We start from the raw sequence: 19313 nt of genomic DNA, 5'->3' as shown, positions 1-19313 counted from the left end.
TCTCACACCACCGCCCCACGTCACTTCCCGCATGGACGGGAGTGCACGTGGGGCGGTGCGTCTGCGCCGGCTTTTTAGGTTGCTGTGGGTTCCTCAGCGGCCGATTCGTCAAGGGCGGCCTCCCCGTCGCGGGCATCGAAGTCGACCGAGTCGTCGGCGACGAGCTTTTCGACCACTTCCTCGTGGACGGTGCGGTTCAAGTCGGCGTTATCGATGTTGGAGGCCTCCACCCGGCGGGCGAGTTCGCGGGCGTGAGCGGCCGTGAAGTTCATCTCCGGATGCAGCTTCAGCGTCACCAGGTCGCGGATCCGCACGCGGCGCTTGACTTCCTTCCGGATGAGGTGGTGGTCGCGCAGCCAGGCGATGATCAGCACCACGGTGAGCACCGCACCGATGTAGCCGAGCACGGGGAACAGGTAGGACACGAGGCGTTTGAAGCCGAGGAAGCCGGCACAGAACGCGACCGCGACGGTGAGGTAGAACATGGTGCGGAAGCGCTCGGGGCGGCCGGCGGACAGCCGGCGGCCCATGGCGTAGCTCATGCCGAGGGCGGAGTTGAAGATCATCGCGAAGATCACCACCGACATGGCCACACCCATCTCCGGGGAGATGAGCCCCACCAGCGCCAGCATCGGCATGTCCATGTGGCCGACCTGTTCAATCTTGAGGAAGAGGCTGACGACCGACAGGACCAGGAGGCTGCCGAAGATGAACCCGCCGAGTAGGCCTCCGAGGCCGGCGGTGCGCGGCACCAAGTATTCGCCGCCGATGACGATGGACATGCTCACCACGACGACGAGGCTGAAGCCCACGTAGGAGGCGACCGCCACCGCCACGTTGGGCAGCTCGGTGGCGATGTCCTGGGTGGCGGCCTCCAGGGTGGCGAAGTCGGCGTCGGCGTGGCTGATGGAGTACACGGCGGCGATGACGATGAACAGCACGATGAAGGGCGTGGCGGCACCGATGACCTTGGACACCTTGTTGACGTCGAGGGAGCCCAGTGCGACGACGAGGACCAGCAGGATGATGCTGCCCACCCAGGTCGGCAGCCCGAATTGCTGGTTGAGGTTCGTGCCGGCCCCGGCGAACATGACCATCGCGATGGAGAACACGGTGAGCATGACGGCGGCGTCAAAGATGCGGGCGAAGACGGGGTGGGTGTATTCGGACAGCACGGCGGAGTGCTCGGTGGCCTGGAAGTAGGATCCGAGCTGCAAAATCACCAGGCCCACGAAGCACATCAACAGGGCGGTGACGACCGCGCCGATGAGTCCGGGGACGCCGAAGGCGACGAAGAATTGGAGGAGTTCCTGCCCGGAGGCGAATCCCGCGCCGATGCTCAAGCCGACGAAGGCCATTCCGATGGTCAGTGCTCTTTTCAGCACAGAGAGTCCTAGCGGTAGACAACAATGACAGCCACCGCCCACCCACACTCACACCACTGACGTCCGCGGGCGATCACGAACTCGTCCACTTTGTCGTCCGCAGGGCCCGTCGTGCGCCCAGGGTAGGCGCTGGGGGTGGCCCGGGCATACACATGCCGGGCCGGCCACCCACCCTACCAACGTTGTGATGCAGACGACAACCTTCGGTGGAGTTGCACCACCCCACTCCACCCCACCGGCGCACACCCGGCGCAGCACAACACCCGCCGGGCCTTGGGGAGGCACACGGCGGGTGTGTGGTGGTGTCTGTTAACAGACGAGCGCCAGGGTTAGCGGCACTTTTCGGCGATGAGCTTGTTGACGAGCGCCGGGTCGGCCTTGCCGCGGGTGGCCTTCATGACCGCGCCGACGATGGCGCCGCCGGCCTTGGCGTTGCCGCCGCGGATCTTCTCCACGATGTCGGGGTTGGCGGCGAGCGCCTCGTCGACGGCCTTTTCGATGGCGCCATCGTCGCGCACGACTTCGAGGCCGCGGGCGGCGACGACCTCGGTGACGCTGCCTTCGCCGGCAAGAACGCCATCGACGGCCTGGCGGGCGAGCTTGTTGGTGAGCTTGCCTTCCTTGATGAGGCCGACGACCTCGGCGACCTGCGCCGGGGTGATGGACAGGTCGGCCAGCTCCACGCCGGCGGCGTTGGCCTTCTGGGTCAGGTAGGACACCCACCAGGCGCGGGCTTCGTCGGCGGTGGTGCCGGCCTCGACGGTGGCGATGATGAGCTCCAGGGCGCCGGCGTTGACGAGGTCACGCATTTCCGCATCGGACAGGCCCCACTCCTTCTGGATGCGGGCCTTGCGCACCCAGGGCAGCTCCGGCAGGGTCGCGCGGATTTCTTCCACCCACTCGCGGGGTGCGATGACCGGCGGCAGGTCGGGGTCGTTGAAGTAGCGGTAGTCTTCCGCGGTTTCCTTGATGCGGCCGGAGGTGGTGGAACCGTCGGCCTCCTGGTAGTGGCGGGTTTCCTGAATGATCTCCCCGCCGTCGACGATGACCTGCGCCTGGCGCATCATCTCGTAGCGGACGGCCTGCTCCACGGACTTCAGGGAGTTAATGTTCTTCGTTTCGGTGCGGGTGCCGAACTCCTCCTGCCCCTTCGGCTTGAGCGAGAGGTTGGAGTCGACACGCATCGAGCCCTGATCCATGCGGGCATCAGACACGCCGAGGGCGGCCACGAGCTCACGCAGGGCGGACACGTAGGCGCGCGCCACCTCGGGGGCACGCTCCCCGGCGCCCTCGATCGGCTTGGTAACGATCTCGATGAGGGGCACGCCGGCACGGTTGCAGTCCACCAGGGAGCTCGTCGCACCGTGGATGCGGCCGTCAGCGCCACCGAGGTGGGTGAGCTTGCCGGTGTCTTCCTCCATGTGGGCGCGCTCAATCTCGATGCGCCAGGGGGTCCCATCATCAAGCACGACGTCGAGGTATCCGTCGTAGGCGATCGGCTCGTCGTACTGGGAGATCTGATAGTTCTTCGGCTGATCCGGGTAGAAGTAGTTCTTCCGGGCGAAGCGGGAGGATTCTGCAATGTTGCAGTTGAGCGCCAGGCCGATCTTGATGGCCCACTCCACACCCTTGGCGTTGACGACGGGCAGCGCGCCCGGCAGGCCGAGGGACACGGGGTCAACGTGCGAGTTGGGGGCGGCACCGAAGTGCGCGGAGCTCGCGGAGAACATCTTGGTCTCCGTCGCGAGTTCGACGTGGACCTCGAGGCCCATCACCGGGTCGAAACGTGCGACAACGTCGTCAAAATCCATCAGATCAGTCATGGCGGACATCTTACCCGAGCACCCGCACCCGCCAGGCACCCGCACCCGCGGGTGACAGGCGCACGGTGACACCACCGACACCTGGGTATGCCGGGAGCCTGGCAAGCCTGTGAAGTTGATGGGAATCCCGCTCACACCGGTGCGGGCGGGAGGGCAGCTCAGGCAGAATTGCAGCCACACCGCACTGTTGTTTTTCCACCCTGCCCGCCACCCACGCCCACACCCCGCGTGTGCGGCCGCAGTGACGGGCCCGCGGGGCGTTGTTCGCGGTGCTCAAGCACCCCGCGCACCCCTGTCGCACGTCGCTGTCGTCGTGCGCGCAGGCCACTGTATAGACCAACCCATCCCAGCCCGACCCCGCTGTAGCCCATCACCCCTGTGGGTGCCATCTCCCCCACCGTTCACCCGTTGTCTCACCCCCGGAAACTACCCCCGGCGGTGGGCGGGGAACCACGAGTGGCACCACCCGTGTCAGGCAGCAGCAGACGAGGAGTCCTTGATCGCCGGCTCAGGCACCTGCCGTCGCCGGCGTCGTGACGAGAAGTTTCTTCACTACTTTCCACCGTCTGAATATCGCTGCGCATCCCGCGCAGCAGCCCATAAAAATCCCGTGGCCTGTGCCCACGCACCCCGCCACGGGTTGTCCACCGAGTTTGAAACATAAGGATGTGTCTTCCATGGTGAAGCGCAAGCGCGCCCGTGAGGCGAAAAAGCTCCAGCAGAAAGTCGCGGCCGTGGCCGCGGAGAAGAAGTTCCCCGATGTGGCGGAACTGTTTTTGCCCATCGATACCCCAGAGAAAGCCGCCGAGTTGGGGGAGGCGATCATGGATCCCCGCCGCACAAGCGTCATTGTGCTGCACGGGGTGCCGCTGCCCGGGGAGGAGACCACCCACCGGCCACTACCGACGGAGCGGTGGGAGCGGCAATTGACCAACCCCAAGGGCTACCTGTTCAACGTGTACGAGGAGATCAAGGACGGCCGGCTGGCGATGTACCGGGTGTCCGGCGCGGCCGCGCAGCAGGCGCTCGCGGAGAAGATTTTCCCGTTCCGCCTGTACCCGCACTCGGTGCGGGTGTTCCCCGCCCACGCTGGGTGGCGGGAGGATCAGCTGCAGCTGCGCAGCAGCCTCCACGCCGACGGGGTGATCAAGGCCGCGGATGCGGTGGTCTACGACATCCAGATGGGCTTGCAGGAACTCGATCGCCAGGAGGCGGCAGTCGCCGCACCCCAGTATGAACAACCGGTGGTGTCCGCCCAGCGCTTTGAGGGCACCGTGGCCACGGTGGTCAATTCCACCCAGGCGTACCTGTCGCGCCGCGGCGGCGGGCTCAACATGGTGCTGGTGGACCTGCCGACGCTGCTGCCGAAGCTGCGGCTGCACATGGATGATGTGTTCGCCAAGGGTTTTTCCGTGTCCGGCACCTATATTCCTGCCGATCGCACGGTGACGACCATTGATCATTTGCGCACGGTGGCGCAGATGGTGGCGGAGTTGTGGGAGCATTCCCGCGACTGCGTCGTGGTGCGAGGGCGGCTGCTCAATTGCCCGCTGCTGGACGAGTCGTTGCTCACCGGCCCGTTGTTCCGCACCCCGGGGGCGATTGATCCGACGAAGCATGAGGGCCTGGCGGTGGAGGTGCTGCCGGGTGTGGTGCTGCCCTTGGAGGGGGATGCTGATGCCGCCGCCGGTGGGGTCGTCATGGTGACGCTGACGCAGCAGGAGCAGGCCCCCGACTACCCGGCGGTGTTTCTTCCCCGCCGCACCCCGGGCACCCCGCAACCCCCGGAGGGGTTCTTGGTGGCGGCGTGGACGCCGCCGGGTGAGGTGGGCGGCGACGAGGACTACACCTTGTCGTTCCTGCCGGGTGGCCCGAGCTGGCTGACGAGCGTGGAGGATGCGGCCCTGCGCGCCACCACCACCGGGACGAACGGCAGCCCCGGCGCCGCGAGTGCGGGCCATGGGCTTGCACGCCCCACCGAAAGTGACAGCGCACCGGCGGACACCGCAGCGCCGACCCCGGCGGCGGTGGCATCCCGTGCGCCCGAGGACTCCGGCGACGCCGCCATCAACGCGGAGGATGTCGGGGACGTGGAGGATCCCGCGGCCCAGGAGGCGGCGGTTGGGGTGATGGATGCTGCGGCGGTGCTCATCGACGAGCCGCACGACGCCCTGGACGTCATCGAGGAGGCTGTCAGCCGCCTGCGGGAGCACGTCGATGTGCTCCACGACCAGGCAGACGAGTACGAGAAGATGCTGCGGCAGACCTTGGACCGCTCCCGGACGACGAGTTCCATGGAGCAGTCGTTGCAGACGGCGACGCGTCGCGCACACCGCGCCGAGCAGCAGGTCTCCGACCTGCAGCACAAGGTCACCGCCCGAGAGAAGCAGGCCGCGACCCTGAAGGCGAGGATTGCGGAGCTGCGGCAGGAAAACGACGAGCTGACCAGTCTGCTGCAGGAAGTCACCGACGCCGACCCGGAGACCATCGCCCAGATTCTGCACCCGGAGAAGTCGAAGCAGAAGCCGAAGGAGCCGAAGCCGAAGGAGCACAAGAGCGCGCACGACCGCAGTGTGTTCACCGTGGAGGTGCGCGGGAATGAGTTTTCCGACCCGACGGCGCAGCTGCACTGGGAGATGGAGCTGTTCTACATGTCCACCTACACCGAGGAGGAGCGTGCCCGCTTCCCCCTCAATGAGTCCTCGTTCTCCTCGACGTTTTTCAAGTCGCTCGATGTCGTCAAGGAGATCCCCCGGCATCAGTTTTTGCTGCGGCTGGTCGATATTGCCACCGGCCGGAGCCGTTCGGTGGATTTCCGTTTCGTCGATAAGGACTTCGCGCTGCGGGGCGCGAAGCCGACGGTACGTTCCACGGATCGGGCCCTGCAGCGGCGGGCGTATCTGCAGGAGGGCACTGCGGGTGCCCGGCGTCTGCACTATTGGCTGCTGCCCGATAAGAAGACGGTCGAGTTCCATGAGTGCCTGACCCACGAGTAGCACCCCACACCCCTACCTGCCGCATGCCCGATTGTGCCCGGGTGAGGGTGTGTGCCCTTCTCCCCTGGTGTTGGGCGCGTGTGAGGATACTGCCGCAGCTGGCTTCAGGCACACACGCACACACGCCCAACCCCGGGGCGGGCCGTGTGGTCCGCACCCCCGAAGGCCTGCTGGGGCCGACGGGTGGGGTTGGGCGTGTGGTGGGGGTTCGGTTTAGCCGAACAGTGCGCGGGCGGTGGCGATGCGGCCTTCCGGAACGCGCTTGAGGGTGCCGACGGCTTCCTCGAGGGGGATCAAATCGATGTGCTCACCGTGGAGGGCAACACAGGTGCCGAAGTCGCCGGTGTGGCAGGCGCGGGCGGCGTGGACGCCGTAGCGGGTGGCCAACACGCGGTCGTAGGCGGTGGGGGTGCCGCCGCGCTGGATGTGGCCGAGCACAGTGGTGCGCACGTCGTGGCCGAGGCGGCGCTTGATTTCGTCGCCGATGACCTGGCCGATGCCGTTGAAGGTCTGGTGGCCGAACTGGTCGACACCGCCCTCGTCGAAGTCCATGGTGCCCGGCTTCGGCAGGGCGCCTTCGGCGACGACGATGATGCCGTACTTTTCGCCCATCTGGAAGCGGCGCTCCATGGCCTTGCAGATGTCTTCGATGTCGAAGGGCTCCTCGGGCAGCACGATGTAGTGTGCGCCGCCGGCCATGCCCGAGTGGAGGGCAATCCAGCCAACGTGGCGGCCCATGACCTCGACGATCATGACGCGGTTGTGGGATTCGGCGGTGGTGTGGAGGCGGTCGATGGCGTCGGTGGCCACGGACACTGCGGTGTCGAAGCCGAAGGTGTAGTCGGTGCCGTTGACGTCGTTGTCGATGGTCTTCGGCACGCCGACGACGGGGATGCCGTTGTCGGACAGCCATTTCGCGCCCTTGAGGGTGCCTTCGCCGCCGATCGGAATCAGGGCGTCGACGCCGGCGTCCGCCAGGTTCGCCTTGATCTGGTCGATGCCCGACTTGAAGGCGTCGGGGTGCAGGCGGCCAGTACCCAGGATGGTGCCGCCGCGCAGGAGAATACGGTCAATGTTCTCGTCGTCATACAACTGGACGCGGCGGTCCTCCATGAGGCCCACCCAACCGTCCTGGTAGCCCACCACCGTCGAACCATACGAGGTCGCGGTGCGGACGATGCCGCGGATGACGGCGTTGAGGCCCGGGCAGTCGCCGCCCGAGGTGAGTGTGGCAATACGCATGCCACCCATCCTAGTCGCCTTGTGCCCGTTTATGCCCGTTCGGTAAAGCGGCTCACACTGACCAGACCGGCCAACAGGGCGATTGCGGGCAAAATCATGGACAAACCCATAGCGTTTCCATAACTGGTGTGAGCAACACCAACCTGCATGGCGGCGCCGATCACTGCGGCACCGACGACGGAACCCACCTGGCGGGAGGTGTTGTACACCCCGGAGGCCGCCCCCACCATCGACATCGGCACGTCCCGCATACTCGTCGCCGAGTTCGGCGACCACACGAACGCGTTACCGAAGCCCATGAGCACGATCGGCACGAGCACCCACACCACCGGCACCCCCTCGCGCATCGTCACCACGAGCGCCACCATGGACAGCGTCATGGTGCCGAAGCCAATCATGGACAGGGTGCGAGGGTGGCTGGTGTCCGACATGCGGCCCACGAAGGGGGCGAGCCCGCCGGAGATCACCGCCATGGGTGCCAGCATGAGCCCCGCCCGGCTGGCGCTGAGCCCCGCGGAGTCCTGCAGGTAGAGCATCATCGGCAGCATCGTGCCCGCGGACGCGAACCCCATCATGGAGATACTGAACACGCCCATGGAGAAATTGTGGTTGGCAAAAATCGCCAGCGGCACCAGAGCTTCCGCCCCGCGGCGCTGGGCGGAGGCTTGCAGCTTCAGGAACCACACGATGAGCGCCACCCCGAGGCCAAGGATCACGAACAGCCACCACGGCCAGCCGAGGTTCGGGCCCTCCTGCACGGAGAACACGATCGCGAACACGCCCGCGATGGACACGACCACGCTGGCGGCGTCGAGGCTGCGGGCCATGGTCTGCATCTTCGGCACCCACAGGGACACCAGCACGAGCGACAGCACCCCGATGGGCACGTTGATGAAGAAGATCCACTGCCACCCCACTGCGGACACAATGAACCCGCCGAGCAGCGGCCCGGTCAGGGTGGCCAGGCCCGCGACCGCACCCCAGATCCCCATGGCGGCGCCGCGCTTGTCGCGGGGGAACAGGCGGTTAATCACCGCCATCGTCTGCGGGGTGAGCAGCGACGCACCAAAACCCTGGACCGCGCGGGCCAGGATGAGCGTTTCGATGTTCGGCGCCAGCCCGCAGGCGAGGCTCGACGCCGTGAACAGCGCCATGCCGGCCATGTAGACGCGCCGCTGCCCGTAGCGGTCCCCGAGGCGGCCGGTGACCAGCAGCGGCACGGCGAACGTGAGCAGGTAGATACTGGTCACCCACACCACGGCGTTGAGGTCCGCGCCCAGCTCCTGCTGGAAGTCGGGGGTCGCGACCGCCACGATCGTCTGGTCGAGGAGGATCATGAAGAACCCGATGCACAGCGCGGCCAACGCCCGCCATGCCTCCCGCAGCGACACCGGCGGCGCGCCCGCGGCACGGGGCTGCCCGGCACTCGCATCGGCAGGCGCGGCACCGGGGCCTGCGGCTGGGGCGGTGGAGGAATCAGACGTGGGGTGGGGTTCGTGAGTCACCGCAACATCCTATATCCGCGCCCACCCAGACCCACCGGGGTGCGCCCCACGGCCGCACACACGCCCCCACCCCCGCAGCACACGACAGCGGCAACGGATGCGTCTCACAGGGCAATGACCTGCACGGCAGTAGGCCGGGGACTACACTGAACAACCATGGATATGAAGCTGAAGAAGGCAGAAGACGTCAACACCGCCTCCCTGGTCATCACGGGCCTCATCGGCGGGTGGCTCACCGCCAAGGAGACCGGCATTCGTCCCCTCGGGGGCGTGGTGCTCGCGGCGATGGGTGGCCTGGCCACCCGCGCCTGGGTGAAGAAGTCCGGCCCGATGGTCACCATTGGTCTGCTGGGCACCTACCTGGGCGCGTTTGGCCTGTCCCACCCGCTGGCGAAGAAGATTGGCGCGTGGCCCGCAGTGCTCGCTGTCACCGCCGTGGCTTCCGGTGCCGCGTGCGTCGCGAACGACATTCGCGACTAACTCCCCCACGCGCAGCACCCCACCGGTGTGTGCCGCGCAGTATCCCCAGCCCCCGAACCAGACCACCGTGGACAATCATGTGTGGACGGTATCGGGGGCTTGGTGTATCACCACCGACCAAGGACTAAGTGCCCCGCACACGACGCAGGAACACAGAGCGCAGCCCACTCCCCCACCTCACCCCCACTTAGAGGGACAGCCAGGGCTGGTCGGGGTCCTCGGGTTCGACGAGGACGTCGGTGTAGCCGTCGCGTAGTAGCCCCTTCTTCTTCATTCGCCGCCAGAGTTCCCTAGACACCCTGAACCAGTCTGGGTAGTCCTCGGGGGTCGGGATATGCGGAGGAAAGGCCTCGACCGCTTCGCCGGTCAGGCAGTTGACCCGGACAGTGGGCGGATAGTACCCAATTTCCATCGGAAGCGAAGGATCCTTCTCCCAGCTTGCGAGCTGGCGTGCATCCACAAAGTGCCCGAAGGCGCGGGGGCGGGCATCCAGCCGGATCTCCCTGCCCTCCCGCCCACGATTGATGTACTGCTCGGCCACTGCGTGCGCTTCTTCAATCGTCAGCATCTACTCACTCCACATTCTTAGAAAGGTGCGGCTCCAGAAGAAGGCCGTCGTCTTCTATAGTCTCCTTGCTAACAGCTCCACCACAGGCAACCGGTGAAGCCCTAGCTATCCAACGGGACGAGACGTTGCAGGTCAGGGTACAGCTCCGGGTAATTCGGCGGCGGGGTGAGCCGCTCAGCCCGCATTCCGGCCCACCGGCGCACCGGCCACTTCGGGTTTTCGCGGTCAACTCCGAGGACGTCGCACACGTAGAACCATTCCCTCGCCGAATACTCACGGGAAAGCGCCTCCAGCTCGGGGGACGCCTCCATGCGCTTCCGCATGGCCTTACACTCGGCGTCGTAGTCGTCAATCGATGGGCAGGCCCAGGATTTCACCATTTCCGGAGTCACGTCACCGATCCACCTGTCGAAGATTCTGTCGCTCTTGTTGATGTAGCCATCAAAAGTAGAGTTCTGTGCCTTCATCATGCACAGTACTTCCCCGTCCGCCAGGTAAGCGTGCACCTTCCACAGTTCAGTGGCGTCGGCGACCCACGCGCTGTCGACTACCTCATAGACAGTGTCCCCAAGCCACTGAGTGAAGCGCTCTTCTGGCCACGGCACGGGCGACGCGCCGGCTGTCGTCAGCGACGGCAGCGCCCCGCCCGTGGGCAGGAACGTGCACCTTTTGTCATCCTCGAAGAAGGCCACGGCGAAGATCTCCGGGGAAAAGTTCGGGTCCTCTGGCTGCGGTCCCTTCACCACGTACACCCAGGCAGGGCCGTCGATATCGAAAAAAGAGACAAGGTTCGGGTCCACGATGCTCCTTCGCTCTGTGGCATAGCGGCTCTGCGCCTATTGCCCCATTCCTCTACCCTGACCTCCCTACACTCAGAGAGACAGCCAGGGCTGGTCGGGGTCCTCGGGTTCGACGAGGACGCCGGTGTACGTGTCGTAGTCGTCGAACATCCCCTTCTCGTTCATTCGCCGCCAGAGTTCCCTAGACACCCGGTACCAGTCCGGGTAGTCATCGGGGGTCGGGATATGCGGCGGCACCGGCTCAACTGCTTCGCCGGTCAAGCAGTTCACCCGGACAGCGACCGGATACATACCTGGCGTCGGTCCTCCCACGGTGGGGTCCTTCTCCCACTCTTCAAGTTCTCGCGCGTCCACGAAGTACCCGAAGGCGCGGGGACGGGCATCCAGCCGGATCTCCCTGCCATCTCGCCCCCGATTGATGTACTTCTCGGCTACGGCGTGTGCTTCTTCAATCGTCAGCATCTATTCACTCCACATTCTTGGAAACGTGCGGCTGGGGAAGAAAACTCGATCAGCTTTGGGGCACGTCCGTGGAGGCGTGCAGACCGCCAGTGACGGCGACATCGTGGGGCGTGAGCCCCAGATCGAAGGCGAGTTGATCGGATGCGCAGAGCGACATCGCTTGCAGAATCCAGTCCTGCAGAACGTGTTCGTCATCGGTCGATCCGAGAGTGGATTCATAGATCCATCGACCGTGCTCGTAATAGCCAAGCTGGACGGCCTTCTTGCCAGTCCGAGTGTTCACCACACGGTATGTACGCACAGGCCAAAGACTACCGCAGTCGGCGTTTCTTCGTCCGTAAACTGGCGATTTTTCGAGTCAAAGGTCCACGGTAACCCATCGCGCGCATTTGCTCCAGGAAACCTTCTGAGATTCCCCTGGAGCTGAGTACAAAGACCGAGCCCGTTGCACGGCTTCAGGAGAAGGGGGTGTAGGTGAAGCTGTCGACCGGGACGTTACGTCGCAGGTCTGGGTACAACTCCGGGTAATTCGGCGGAGGTGTAAACCGCCGGGCGCGGTACCCACGCCACCGACGCACCGGCCAATGCGGTTTCTCCCAGCGAACCCCGAGGACGTCGTAGATGTAAAAGCTCTCCCTCGATAAGCATTGGTGCTTAAGCTCTTTCAGCTCAGGGAACTCCGCCATGCGCGCCCACATGGCCTCACGCTCGGCCTCATAGTTATCAACCGACGGGCAGGCCCAGGATTCCACCATCTCCGGGGTTACGTCGCCGATCCACCTGTCGCGTATAACGCTGTAGTCGCGGCGTAGGCCCCACACGTCTCCAGGCACCCCCATCATGCACAAAATCTCACCGTCTGCCAGGTAAGCATGTGCCTTCCACAGCTCAGTGGCGTCGGCGACCCACACGCTGTCGATCACCTCGCAGACTCTGCCGTCGCACCACTGAGTGAAGCGCTCTTCGGGCCACGGCACTGGCGACGCGCCGGCTGTCGTCAGCGACGGCAATGCACCACCCGTGGGCAGAAACGTGCACCACTTGTCTTCCTCGAAGAAGGCCACAGCAAAGACTGCCGGTGGGTAGTTCGGGTCCCGAGGCTCCGGAACCTTCACGACGTACACCCACGCGGGGCCGTCGATATCGAAGAATGAGACTTGGTTGTTGTCCATGGTGGCTTTTCCTCATGCGGGATCACCTGTGCGCAGCACCCAGGAGTGCCGGAATGCCCCGGGTGCGTGTGCATTCATTCTCGCACTCCTTCGCCCCGCATGCGCTGAGTTCTCTCCGCCGTGGGGCGAGCGCACTCCAGAGGAGAGTGAACCGGTGTTACTCCGACGGCGGGGTCTGTGCTGCGCTGTGGAGTTCCCCGCACACGTCGTCGAGGTCCGCCGGGATCTGTGACACGAGTTCCGCGATGAGGGTGTGGGCGACGGAGTCGGTGTCGTCCATGCTGGGGATGTCGCCGATGGCTTCGGCGAGCCAGATGCCGTCGGCTGCCAGCTGCAGGCAGTAAGCGGTGCGCCAGGCGGCGGGAGCATCATGGGGTGGGCAGGGCAGCGCCCAGCGGGCGGTGACCTCCGCGAGGGGGTCGTGGTGGTCGCCGCTGCGGTCGCGGGGTTCGAGGAGGAAGGCAACTTCCTGGGCAGGGCTGATTCCGCTGGCGGCGCTGAGGTAGGCCCGCAGCCGCTGGCTGGGGGTGAGGGTGTGCGCTTCCCCGCCGGCGTGGGCGATCATGCCGGCTTCCCAGTTGTCGGCGAGGTACTGGCGGGCGCCCGCGATAAGCGCCTGCCGGGTGGGAAAGTGGTACAGCAGCCCGCCTTTGCTCACGCCTGCCCGGGCGGCGGCGGAGTCGAGGGTGACGGCGGTGAACCCGCCTTCCTGCACGATTGCCAGGGTGGCGCGGAGGATGAGGTCTTTCTTACTCGTGCGCATGGGCCAGCTGTTCCGGGTCGAGGGGTGCGACGTTGCGCAGCAGCCGGTAGAGCATCAGCCAGGTCACGGCCAGGCCGGCGGCGGCCAGGGCGGTGATGCCGAGGTAGGCGTCGGTGAAGGCGTCGTAGATCGGTTGGGCAACGTACCAGCCTTCGCGGACGGCGGATCCCGCGTGCGGCGGCGGGGCGTGGAGGTCGCCGTAGTCGCCGCCACCGGCGGCGTGGAAGAAGGCGGGCAGGGCGCTGCCAATGATGGCCACGGCCAGCAGGTTGCCGAGCTCGTAGGCGCATTCCTCAAGGGAGGAGGCCATACCCGTGCGGTTGGCCGGCACGGAGGCCAACACCGCGACGGTGGTGACGGCCATGGCGTAGCCGCAACCGAAACCGGAGCCGGCGAAGCTGATCATGAAGCCTGCCACGCCGGCCGAGCCGGAGAGGAAGATAATGCTGGCGGCGATGCCGCCGAGGGAGACGATGATGAGGCCGAGGCCGATGAGCATCGTCAGCCGCACGCCCAGGCGGTGGACTTTCGCCCCGGCGAGCAGACTGCCGGGGATGGCGGCGATGGTGCCGACGGAGACCAGCACGCCGGTATTCAGCGCGCTGCGGCCTTCGATGAGTTGGAAGAACTGGGTGGTGGCCAGCGACAGCCCGCCGATGGCGAACAGTCCCATGATGGGGGTGAGCAGGCCCGCGAGCAGCAGCGGCTGCTTGAGCAGCGCCAGGTCGACGGCCGGCTCAGCGGCGGTGCGCTGCCGGTGGATGAACACCCAGCCGGCACCGCCGGCGACGGCCAGGGACGCCAGGAGTACGGTCACATCGATCGGCGGGTGGGCGAAGGTTTTCACCGCCATGACCATGCCGGCCATCATGAACATGGCCCAGACGCTGGACAGCCAGTCCCAGCGGCCGGTACCGGTGGTTTCTGCGGCGGGCAGCAGCACGAGGGTGGCGATGATGGCGATGACGCAGACGGGCACGTTGACGAGGAAGATGGAGCCCACCCAGAAGTGCCCGATGAGGAAGCCGCCGATGATGGGGCCGAGACCGGAGGACACGATGGACACCGACCCCCACACGGCGATCGCGAAGTTGCGTTCCTGCTCGTCGGTGAAGATGCTGCGCAGCACCGCCAGTGTGGAGGGCATCATAGCCGCGGCGCCGACGGCGAGTGCCGCGCGGGCGGCGATGAGAGTGGCGGGCCCGGTGGCGAACGCCGCCGCCAGGGAGGCGCACCCAAACAGGGCCAGGCCGATGAGGAACATCCGCCGGTGGCCGATGATGTCGCCCAGGGTGCCGGCGCCGATGAGGAGGCCGGCCATGACCAGCGAGTAGGCGTTGATCGCCCACAGGGCGCTCACCGTCGACAGGTGGAGCTGCGCAGTGAGCTGCGGCAGCGCGGTGAACATGATCGAGTTGTCCAGGCCGACGAGGAACAGCCCGGCGCTGAGCGCCATGAGCATCGCCCAGCGGCGCGCCCGACTCAACTGGGGCGTGGCGGCCGGCGTCGTTGCCGGGGTGGGTGTGGTGGGGTGCGACACGAGTGAACTTCTCCCTTGACAGCTCCGTGACAGCAGCGCGCCGGCGGGGTGCTCCCACAGGCGCGGCACCCCGAGGGCGGGGTGCGGCAGAGAACCATAACTGTACCATCTGGACGGTATAGCTAAAACCGGACAGCAGCCCACCGAACGACGCCCGAAAACCACCCCCGCCGCAGGTCACACGCCCGTAACTTAAGCACCTACCCCTCCCCCACACACGCACCCAGGTACGCAGAAGCCCGGCGAGGCACATGCGTGCGTCGCCGGGCTTCTGTTCACCTCCAGCGCCCCGAGACGAAAGTCTGCTGGGGTACTGGGAGGCGGGGCGTCCTCGCAGGGGCTGCGAGGAGCTGCTGGTCGTTTAGGCGCGGCCTGCTTCGAAGGCGGCGCCGACGCGGTAGAGGCGGTCGTCTGCGAAGGCGGGGGCCATGATCTGCAGACCCACCGGCAGGCCGGTGTCGGAGGCCAGGCCGGCCGGCAGGGACATGCCGCACAGGCCCGCCAGGTTCAGCGGCAGCGTGCACAGGTCGAAGTTGTACATCGCCAGCGGGTCGGAGACCTTCTCCCCCAGCGGGAACGCCGTGGTCGGGGTGGTGGGAGACACCAGCACGTCGCACTTCTCGTAGGCGGCGGCGAAGTCCTGCGCAATGAGGGTACGCACGCGCTGCGCCTGGAGGTAGTAGGCGTCGTAGTAGCCGACGGACAGGGCGTAGGTGCCGAGAATGATGCGGCGCTTGACCTCGGGGCCGAAGCCGGCGGCGCGGGTGAGCGCCATGACTTCTTCCGCGGAGCGGGTGCCGTCGTCGCCGACGCGCATGCCGTAGCGCATGCCGTCGAAGCGGGCGAGGTTGGAGGACACCTCGCAGGGCAGGATGAGGTAGTAGGCGGCCAGTGCGTCATCGAAGTGCGGGCAGTCCACCTCCACGACCTCGGCACCCTGGGCGACGAGCTGGTCGACTGCGGCGTGGAAGGCTTCGAGCACGCCGGGCTGGTAGCCCTCGCGGTCGAACTGCTTGACCACACCCACCTTCACACCCTTGAGGTCGCCGGAGGCGCCTTCCCGGGCGGCGGCAACGACGGGGGCGACGGGGCGGTTCACGCTCGTGGCGTCGAAGTGGTCGTGGCCGGCAATGACCTCGTGGAGCAGTGCCGTATCGAGCACGGTGCGCGCCGTGGGGCCACCCTGGTCGAGGGAGGAGGCGCAGGCCACGAGCCCGTAGCGGGACACCGTGCCGTAGGTGGGCTTCACACCAACAGTGTTGGTCAGCGCGGCCGGCTGGCGGATGGAGCCACCGGTATCGGTACCGATCGCCAGCGGGGCCTCGCCCGCGGCGAGGGCGGCGGAGGAGCCGCCACCGGAACCACCCGCGGTGCGGGTGATATCCCAGGGGTTGTGGGTGGGGCCGTAGGCGGAGTTCTCGGTGGAGGAACCCATCGCGAACTCGTCCATGTTCGCCTTACCCAGGATCGGAATGCCGGCGGCACGGATCTTGGCGGTCACGGTCGCGTCGTAGGGGGCCATGTAGCCCTCCAGCATCTTCGACGCGCAGGTCGTGGGCGCGTCGGTGGTGACGAACACGTCCTTGAGCGCCAGCGGCACACCCGCCAGCGGGGACGCCGGCTCCTCGCCCGCGTCGAGGGCGCGGTCCACGGCATCCGCCGCGGCAAGGGCTTCCTCGGCACCGACGTGCAGGAAAGCGTGAATGGTCTCGTCGACCTCGGCAATGCGATCCAGGTGGGCCTGGGTGACTTCCCGGGAGCTGACCTCACGGGAGTGAATCTTCGCCGCCAGCTCGGCGGCGGTGGCGCGAGTCAGCTCGTTCGGCGCGTTGTCAACGAGAAAAGGCTTATCAGCGTGCATCTGAGTCATGGTGTGGTTACTCCCCCAGGATCTGCGGAACTTCGAAACGGCCATCCTCGGCGCGGGGCGCCTGGTCGAGCGCCTGCTCCTGCGTCAGGGAGGGAACCACCACGTCCTCGCGCATGGTGGTGCGGATGGAGTGCGGGTGGCTCATCGGCTCCACACCCTCGGCATCGACACGACCGACAGCCGAGACGTGATCAATGATCCCGTCGATCTGGCTGGCGAAGGTTTGCAGTTCCTCCTCGCTGAGCGCGAGGCGGGCAAGTGTGGCGAGGTGTGCGACGTCGTCGCGCGAAATCTCAGACACTGTCGGTGGACTTCCTAACCTGTGGTCGGTTCCGCACCACCGCCCACAGCACACACCACCAACAGGCGGTGGGCGCAGGCGACGCACGTGGGGACCACGTGACAACTTCGGGTGCGTTAAGAAAAATGTGAAGCAAACTCGGCCATCTGCACACACGACCACCACCAGCAGTGTGCGGCACGTGCGTGCGGCAGCAGGTGGGGTGGCGATTGTCGGCGGGTGGCCTGTCCCCTCACCCGGCGACCACCGACAGGGTGGCCGCGGTGGGCGCGGGAAGATTTCACCAAGTTTATCGCACCCGCCCACCCACACCCGCGCACCCGCCCGCACCCCAGCGGACGCGCCGCACAACAAGCACCCCACGCACCAGCATCGGGGACACCCGCCGCGGGTGCCGTCTTCACACCCACCGGCGGCCACTCGCCCTGCGTGGGATACGGGGTGGCGTATATTTTTTGCCTTGCCTCACCCCCACTGCCACGGGCACGTGGGGGAACGCGTAGAATGGCCCGCGTCTTTCATTCATTTCTTTGTCCGCATCTTTTCTGCCGCGCCTGCGGCAGCACGGCGGACAGCCAGTGATGGATGGGCGCTACCAAACAGTGCTGAAAGGTTGTGAGCGCACTGATGTCGTATTTGCTGCGTGTTGTTCTTCCCGACACTCCGGGGAGCCTCGGCAAGCTTGCTGATGCTCTCGGGTCTGTGGAGGGCAATATCCAAAGCGTGGACGTGGTGCACGTCTTTACCGGCGGGGAGGATGCCGGGACTGCGATGGATGACCTGGTGGTCACCTTGCCGTCTCACGCGTTGCCCGACTCGCTGATTTCTGCGGCCGAGTCCCTGCCGGGTGTGCAGGTGGATTCCATCCGCCCGTTCTCCGGGACGGTGGATCGCCGCGGCCAGATCACGACCTTGGCGCAGGTGGCCTCCCACCGGCATTCGGTACGCACCGCTGTCGCGGAGCTCGTGGCTGCGTTGCCGCAGTCGATGACGGCGGGCTGGGCGATCGCTCTCGATGTGCGGCAGGAAGCAACCCGGGTGGCGGCGAGCCCCGCCGCCCCGGAGGATGATGGCACGAACCCCACCCTGCCCGCGATGGATGTCGCCCGGATTCTCGACCCGGAAACCGAATCCTGGATTCCGGAGTCCTGGGCGCTGCTGGATGCGGCGCTGGCGGCCACCCCTATTGGTTCCACCGGCATGATTTTGGTGGTGGGCCGCCCGGGCGGCCCGGATTTCCTCGCCTCCGAGGTGGAGCACCTGGGCCACCTGGGTGCCATCGTCGGCGCCATCGTCGCAAAGTAGCGACGTAGCGACGTAGCGAGCGAGCGCTTTTACACAAGGCACCGGGCCCCGAAAGAACACCGGCCCCGCAGGCACCTCCCCCAAGGCCTGCACACACCTGAAAAGAAAACACCTCAGCGACCACCACCGCCGCACTGGCGCGGGGCGTGGTCGCTGAGGTGTTTTTTGGGTGAGCTGCTGTGCCGCCGGCACGCCTCACATGGGGGATGCGTGCCGACGAAGTGTGGGGTCAGTCCACGGCTGAGCCACAGGGCGCAGCACGTGGTACGAGGCGTTGTTAGGCGCAGTCGCAGGCGCACTCGTCCCAGTGGTCCTCGTGCTTGTGGTGCAGGTGCCCGTCGTGCAGGTAGTCAACGTGATCGCCGTGGGGGATGGCGACGTGGCCGCAGCCCTCGCCGTGCTCGTGATCGTGGTCGGCGTGGGTGCTGTGGGTGTCGGCGCAGTTGGTGTGGCCGCAGTCGTCCCAGTGGTCCTCGTGCTTGTGGTGCAGGTGGCCGTCGTGCAGGTAGTCGACGTGGTCACCGTGGGGGATGGCGACGTGGCCGCAGCCCTCGCCGTGGACGTGGGTGTGCTCTGCGTGGATGGTGTGCATAGCAGTCTCCTTGAACAAAAAAGGGGGGTATCGCGGCCCCGCGGCAGGCCCGGGCGGCCGGGTGCGGCCGCGGGCCTTGCACGGGGAGCCACGAGAGGAAAAACGAATACTCATCGACCACCACGCACCACACGCCTCGGGCGGGTGCCTACGCGACCTGGGTTAAGCAGAAAGACGGTGTCACGGGCGCGAGGCAACGGGCTGCATGACTCGGTGGGCGTGCCCGGTGCCCGGCACGCACCCGCCGGGGGTGTGTGACGCACGGTGGTCGATGCACCTGAAGCTACTCCAGGAGGGGCTGCCTTATCAGCGTTTTCGCATAACTTTTTTGCCCACTTCTCCCCCAACACGAAACCTCCAGAAACCAGCAGGTCACAGCGCCGCACAGACGCCCCTCCCCTCCCCTTGCGGGTACCCCCGCATCCCCCACCATCGCCCCCTGGCGGCACACAACCCCTTGCGACACCCACCCACCCCCAGCTGCAGTGGCGGCGGTGAATGCTGCGCCA

At 66.4% G+C, this 19313-nt stretch carries 17 protein-coding genes; 3 read left to right on the top strand and 14 right to left on the bottom strand.

Translation table 11 applies throughout. The annotated features are described in order from the left end of the window. Nucleotides 1–74: 74 nt before the first annotated feature. Both C1Y63_RS09880 and gatB read right to left on the bottom strand, forming a co-directional pair. Nucleotides 75–1385, bottom strand: coding sequence for a hypothetical protein (locus C1Y63_RS09880; RefSeq protein WP_146128928.1), 1311 nt, complete (start codon nt 1383–1385; stop codon nt 75–77). A 329-nt stretch (nt 1386–1714) separates the two neighbouring features. Next, entirely contained in the window at nt 1715–3217 is a 1503-nt protein-coding gene (gene gatB / locus C1Y63_RS09875) for an Asp-tRNA(Asn)/Glu-tRNA(Gln) amidotransferase subunit GatB (RefSeq protein WP_106016291.1), read from the bottom strand. A 668-nt stretch (nt 3218–3885) separates the two neighbouring features. On the opposite strand from gatB, the gene C1Y63_RS09870 reads away from it, so the two are divergent. Beyond that, a complete protein-coding gene (locus C1Y63_RS09870) occupies nt 3886–6204 on the top strand; it encodes a hypothetical protein (RefSeq protein WP_106016290.1) in 2319 nt (772 codons plus the stop codon). A 213-nt stretch (nt 6205–6417) separates the two neighbouring features. Here C1Y63_RS09870 and C1Y63_RS09865 read toward each other — a convergent pair whose 3' ends face one another. Further along, nucleotides 6418–7446, bottom strand: coding sequence for a 6-phosphofructokinase (locus C1Y63_RS09865; RefSeq protein WP_106016305.1), 1029 nt, complete (start codon nt 7444–7446; stop codon nt 6418–6420). 29 nt (nt 7447–7475) lie between these two features. After that, entirely contained in the window at nt 7476–8837 is a 1362-nt protein-coding gene (locus C1Y63_RS09860; RefSeq protein ID WP_255414089.1) for a DHA2 family efflux MFS transporter permease subunit, read from the bottom strand. Nucleotides 8838–9107: 270 nt separating this feature from the next. Here C1Y63_RS09860 and C1Y63_RS09855 point away from each other — a divergent pair, with 270 nt between their 5' ends. After that, the gene (locus C1Y63_RS09855) at nt 9108–9431 is read left to right on the top strand and encodes a hypothetical protein (protein ID WP_106016289.1); all 324 of its coding nucleotides are present in this window, start codon (nt 9108–9110) and stop codon (nt 9429–9431) included. A gap of 187 nt (nt 9432–9618) precedes the next feature. On the opposite strand, the gene C1Y63_RS09850 is transcribed toward C1Y63_RS09855, so the two are convergent. The 9 genes from C1Y63_RS09850 to gatC all read right to left on the bottom strand — a co-directional run bounded on the left by C1Y63_RS09850 (nt 9619) and on the right by gatC (nt 16907). Then, the gene (locus C1Y63_RS09850; RefSeq protein ID WP_106016288.1) at nt 9619–9999 is read right to left on the bottom strand and encodes a hypothetical protein; all 381 of its coding nucleotides are present in this window, start codon (nt 9997–9999) and stop codon (nt 9619–9621) included. A 101-nt stretch (nt 10000–10100) separates the two neighbouring features. Continuing rightward, nucleotides 10101–10799 carry a hypothetical protein gene (locus C1Y63_RS09845; protein WP_106016287.1) on the bottom strand — a complete coding sequence of 233 codons (699 nt, stop codon included), beginning with the start codon at nt 10797–10799 and terminating at the stop codon, nt 10101–10103. Nucleotides 10800–10871: 72 nt separating this feature from the next. Continuing rightward, nucleotides 10872–11261: a hypothetical protein gene (locus C1Y63_RS09840; protein WP_106016286.1), complete on the bottom strand. Its 390-nt coding sequence runs from the start codon at nt 11259–11261 to the stop codon at nt 10872–10874. 49 nt (nt 11262–11310) lie between these two features. Then, the gene (locus tag C1Y63_RS09835) at nt 11311–11562 is read right to left on the bottom strand and encodes a hypothetical protein (RefSeq protein ID WP_106016285.1); all 252 of its coding nucleotides are present in this window, start codon (nt 11560–11562) and stop codon (nt 11311–11313) included. 154 nt (nt 11563–11716) lie between these two features. After that, a complete protein-coding gene (locus C1Y63_RS09830) occupies nt 11717–12433 on the bottom strand; it encodes a hypothetical protein (RefSeq protein WP_106016284.1) in 717 nt (238 codons plus the stop codon). A gap of 157 nt (nt 12434–12590) precedes the next feature. Next, on the bottom strand, nt 12591–13196 hold the full coding sequence (locus tag C1Y63_RS09825; RefSeq protein ID WP_106016283.1) for a TetR/AcrR family transcriptional regulator: 606 nt from the start codon (nt 13194–13196) through the stop codon (nt 12591–12593). After that, on the bottom strand, nt 13183–14736 hold the full coding sequence (locus C1Y63_RS09820; RefSeq protein WP_146128927.1) for an MFS transporter: 1554 nt from the start codon (nt 14734–14736) through the stop codon (nt 13183–13185). The genes C1Y63_RS09825 and C1Y63_RS09820 overlap by 14 nt, the downstream gene beginning before the upstream one ends. Before the next feature lie 361 nt (nt 14737–15097). Then, on the bottom strand, nt 15098–16597 hold the full coding sequence (gene gatA / locus C1Y63_RS09815) for an Asp-tRNA(Asn)/Glu-tRNA(Gln) amidotransferase subunit GatA (protein WP_106016303.1): 1500 nt from the start codon (nt 16595–16597) through the stop codon (nt 15098–15100). A gap of 16 nt (nt 16598–16613) precedes the next feature. Beyond that, nucleotides 16614–16907, bottom strand: coding sequence for an Asp-tRNA(Asn)/Glu-tRNA(Gln) amidotransferase subunit GatC (gene gatC, locus C1Y63_RS09810; protein WP_106016281.1), 294 nt, complete (start codon nt 16905–16907; stop codon nt 16614–16616). A 627-nt stretch (nt 16908–17534) separates the two neighbouring features. Here gatC and C1Y63_RS09805 point away from each other — a divergent pair. Next, nucleotides 17535–18212 carry an amino acid-binding ACT domain protein gene (locus tag C1Y63_RS09805; RefSeq protein WP_106016280.1) on the top strand — a complete coding sequence of 226 codons (678 nt, stop codon included), beginning with the start codon at nt 17535–17537 and terminating at the stop codon, nt 18210–18212. Between the two features lie 277 nt (nt 18213–18489). Here C1Y63_RS09805 and C1Y63_RS09800 read toward each other — a convergent pair whose 3' ends face one another. After that, entirely contained in the window at nt 18490–18804 is a 315-nt protein-coding gene (locus C1Y63_RS09800) for a hypothetical protein (protein WP_106016279.1), read from the bottom strand. Nucleotides 18805–19313 lie beyond the last annotated feature (509 nt).

Origin of the sequence: Corynebacterium sp. 13CS0277, assembly GCF_002994655.1 — a bacterium.
In the GTDB taxonomy this organism is placed as follows: Bacteria; Actinomycetota; Actinomycetes; order Mycobacteriales; family Mycobacteriaceae; genus Corynebacterium.
The sequence above is the reverse complement of the archived record's forward strand: the minus strand, read 5'-3'. Positions and strand labels throughout refer to the sequence as shown.

Coding starts and splice junctions, on each gene's coding strand:
- gatB (WP_106016291.1), bottom strand. CDS start 3,217: ATGTCCGCCATGACTGATCTGATGGATTTTGACGACGTTGTCGCACGT.
- C1Y63_RS09870 (WP_106016290.1), top strand. CDS start 3,886: ATGGTGAAGCGCAAGCGCGCCCGTGAGGCGAAAAAGCTCCAGCAGAAA.
- C1Y63_RS09865 (WP_106016305.1), bottom strand. CDS start 7,446: ATGCGTATTGCCACACTCACCTCGGGCGGCGACTGCCCGGGCCTCAAC.
- C1Y63_RS09855 (WP_106016289.1), top strand. CDS start 9,108: ATGGATATGAAGCTGAAGAAGGCAGAAGACGTCAACACCGCCTCCCTG.
- C1Y63_RS09850 (WP_106016288.1), bottom strand. CDS start 9,999: ATGCTGACGATTGAAGAAGCGCACGCAGTGGCCGAGCAGTACATCAAT.
- C1Y63_RS09840 (WP_106016286.1), bottom strand. CDS start 11,261: ATGCTGACGATTGAAGAAGCACACGCCGTAGCCGAGAAGTACATCAAT.
- C1Y63_RS09830 (WP_106016284.1), bottom strand. CDS start 12,433: ATGGACAACAACCAAGTCTCATTCTTCGATATCGACGGCCCCGCGTGG.
- C1Y63_RS09825 (WP_106016283.1), bottom strand. CDS start 13,196: ATGCGCACGAGTAAGAAAGACCTCATCCTCCGCGCCACCCTGGCAATC.
- gatA (WP_106016303.1), bottom strand. CDS start 16,597: ATGCACGCTGATAAGCCTTTTCTCGTTGACAACGCGCCGAACGAGCTG.
- C1Y63_RS09805 (WP_106016280.1), top strand. CDS start 17,535: ATGTCGTATTTGCTGCGTGTTGTTCTTCCCGACACTCCGGGGAGCCTC.
- C1Y63_RS09800 (WP_106016279.1), bottom strand. CDS start 18,804: ATGCACACCATCCACGCAGAGCACACCCACGTCCACGGCGAGGGCTGC.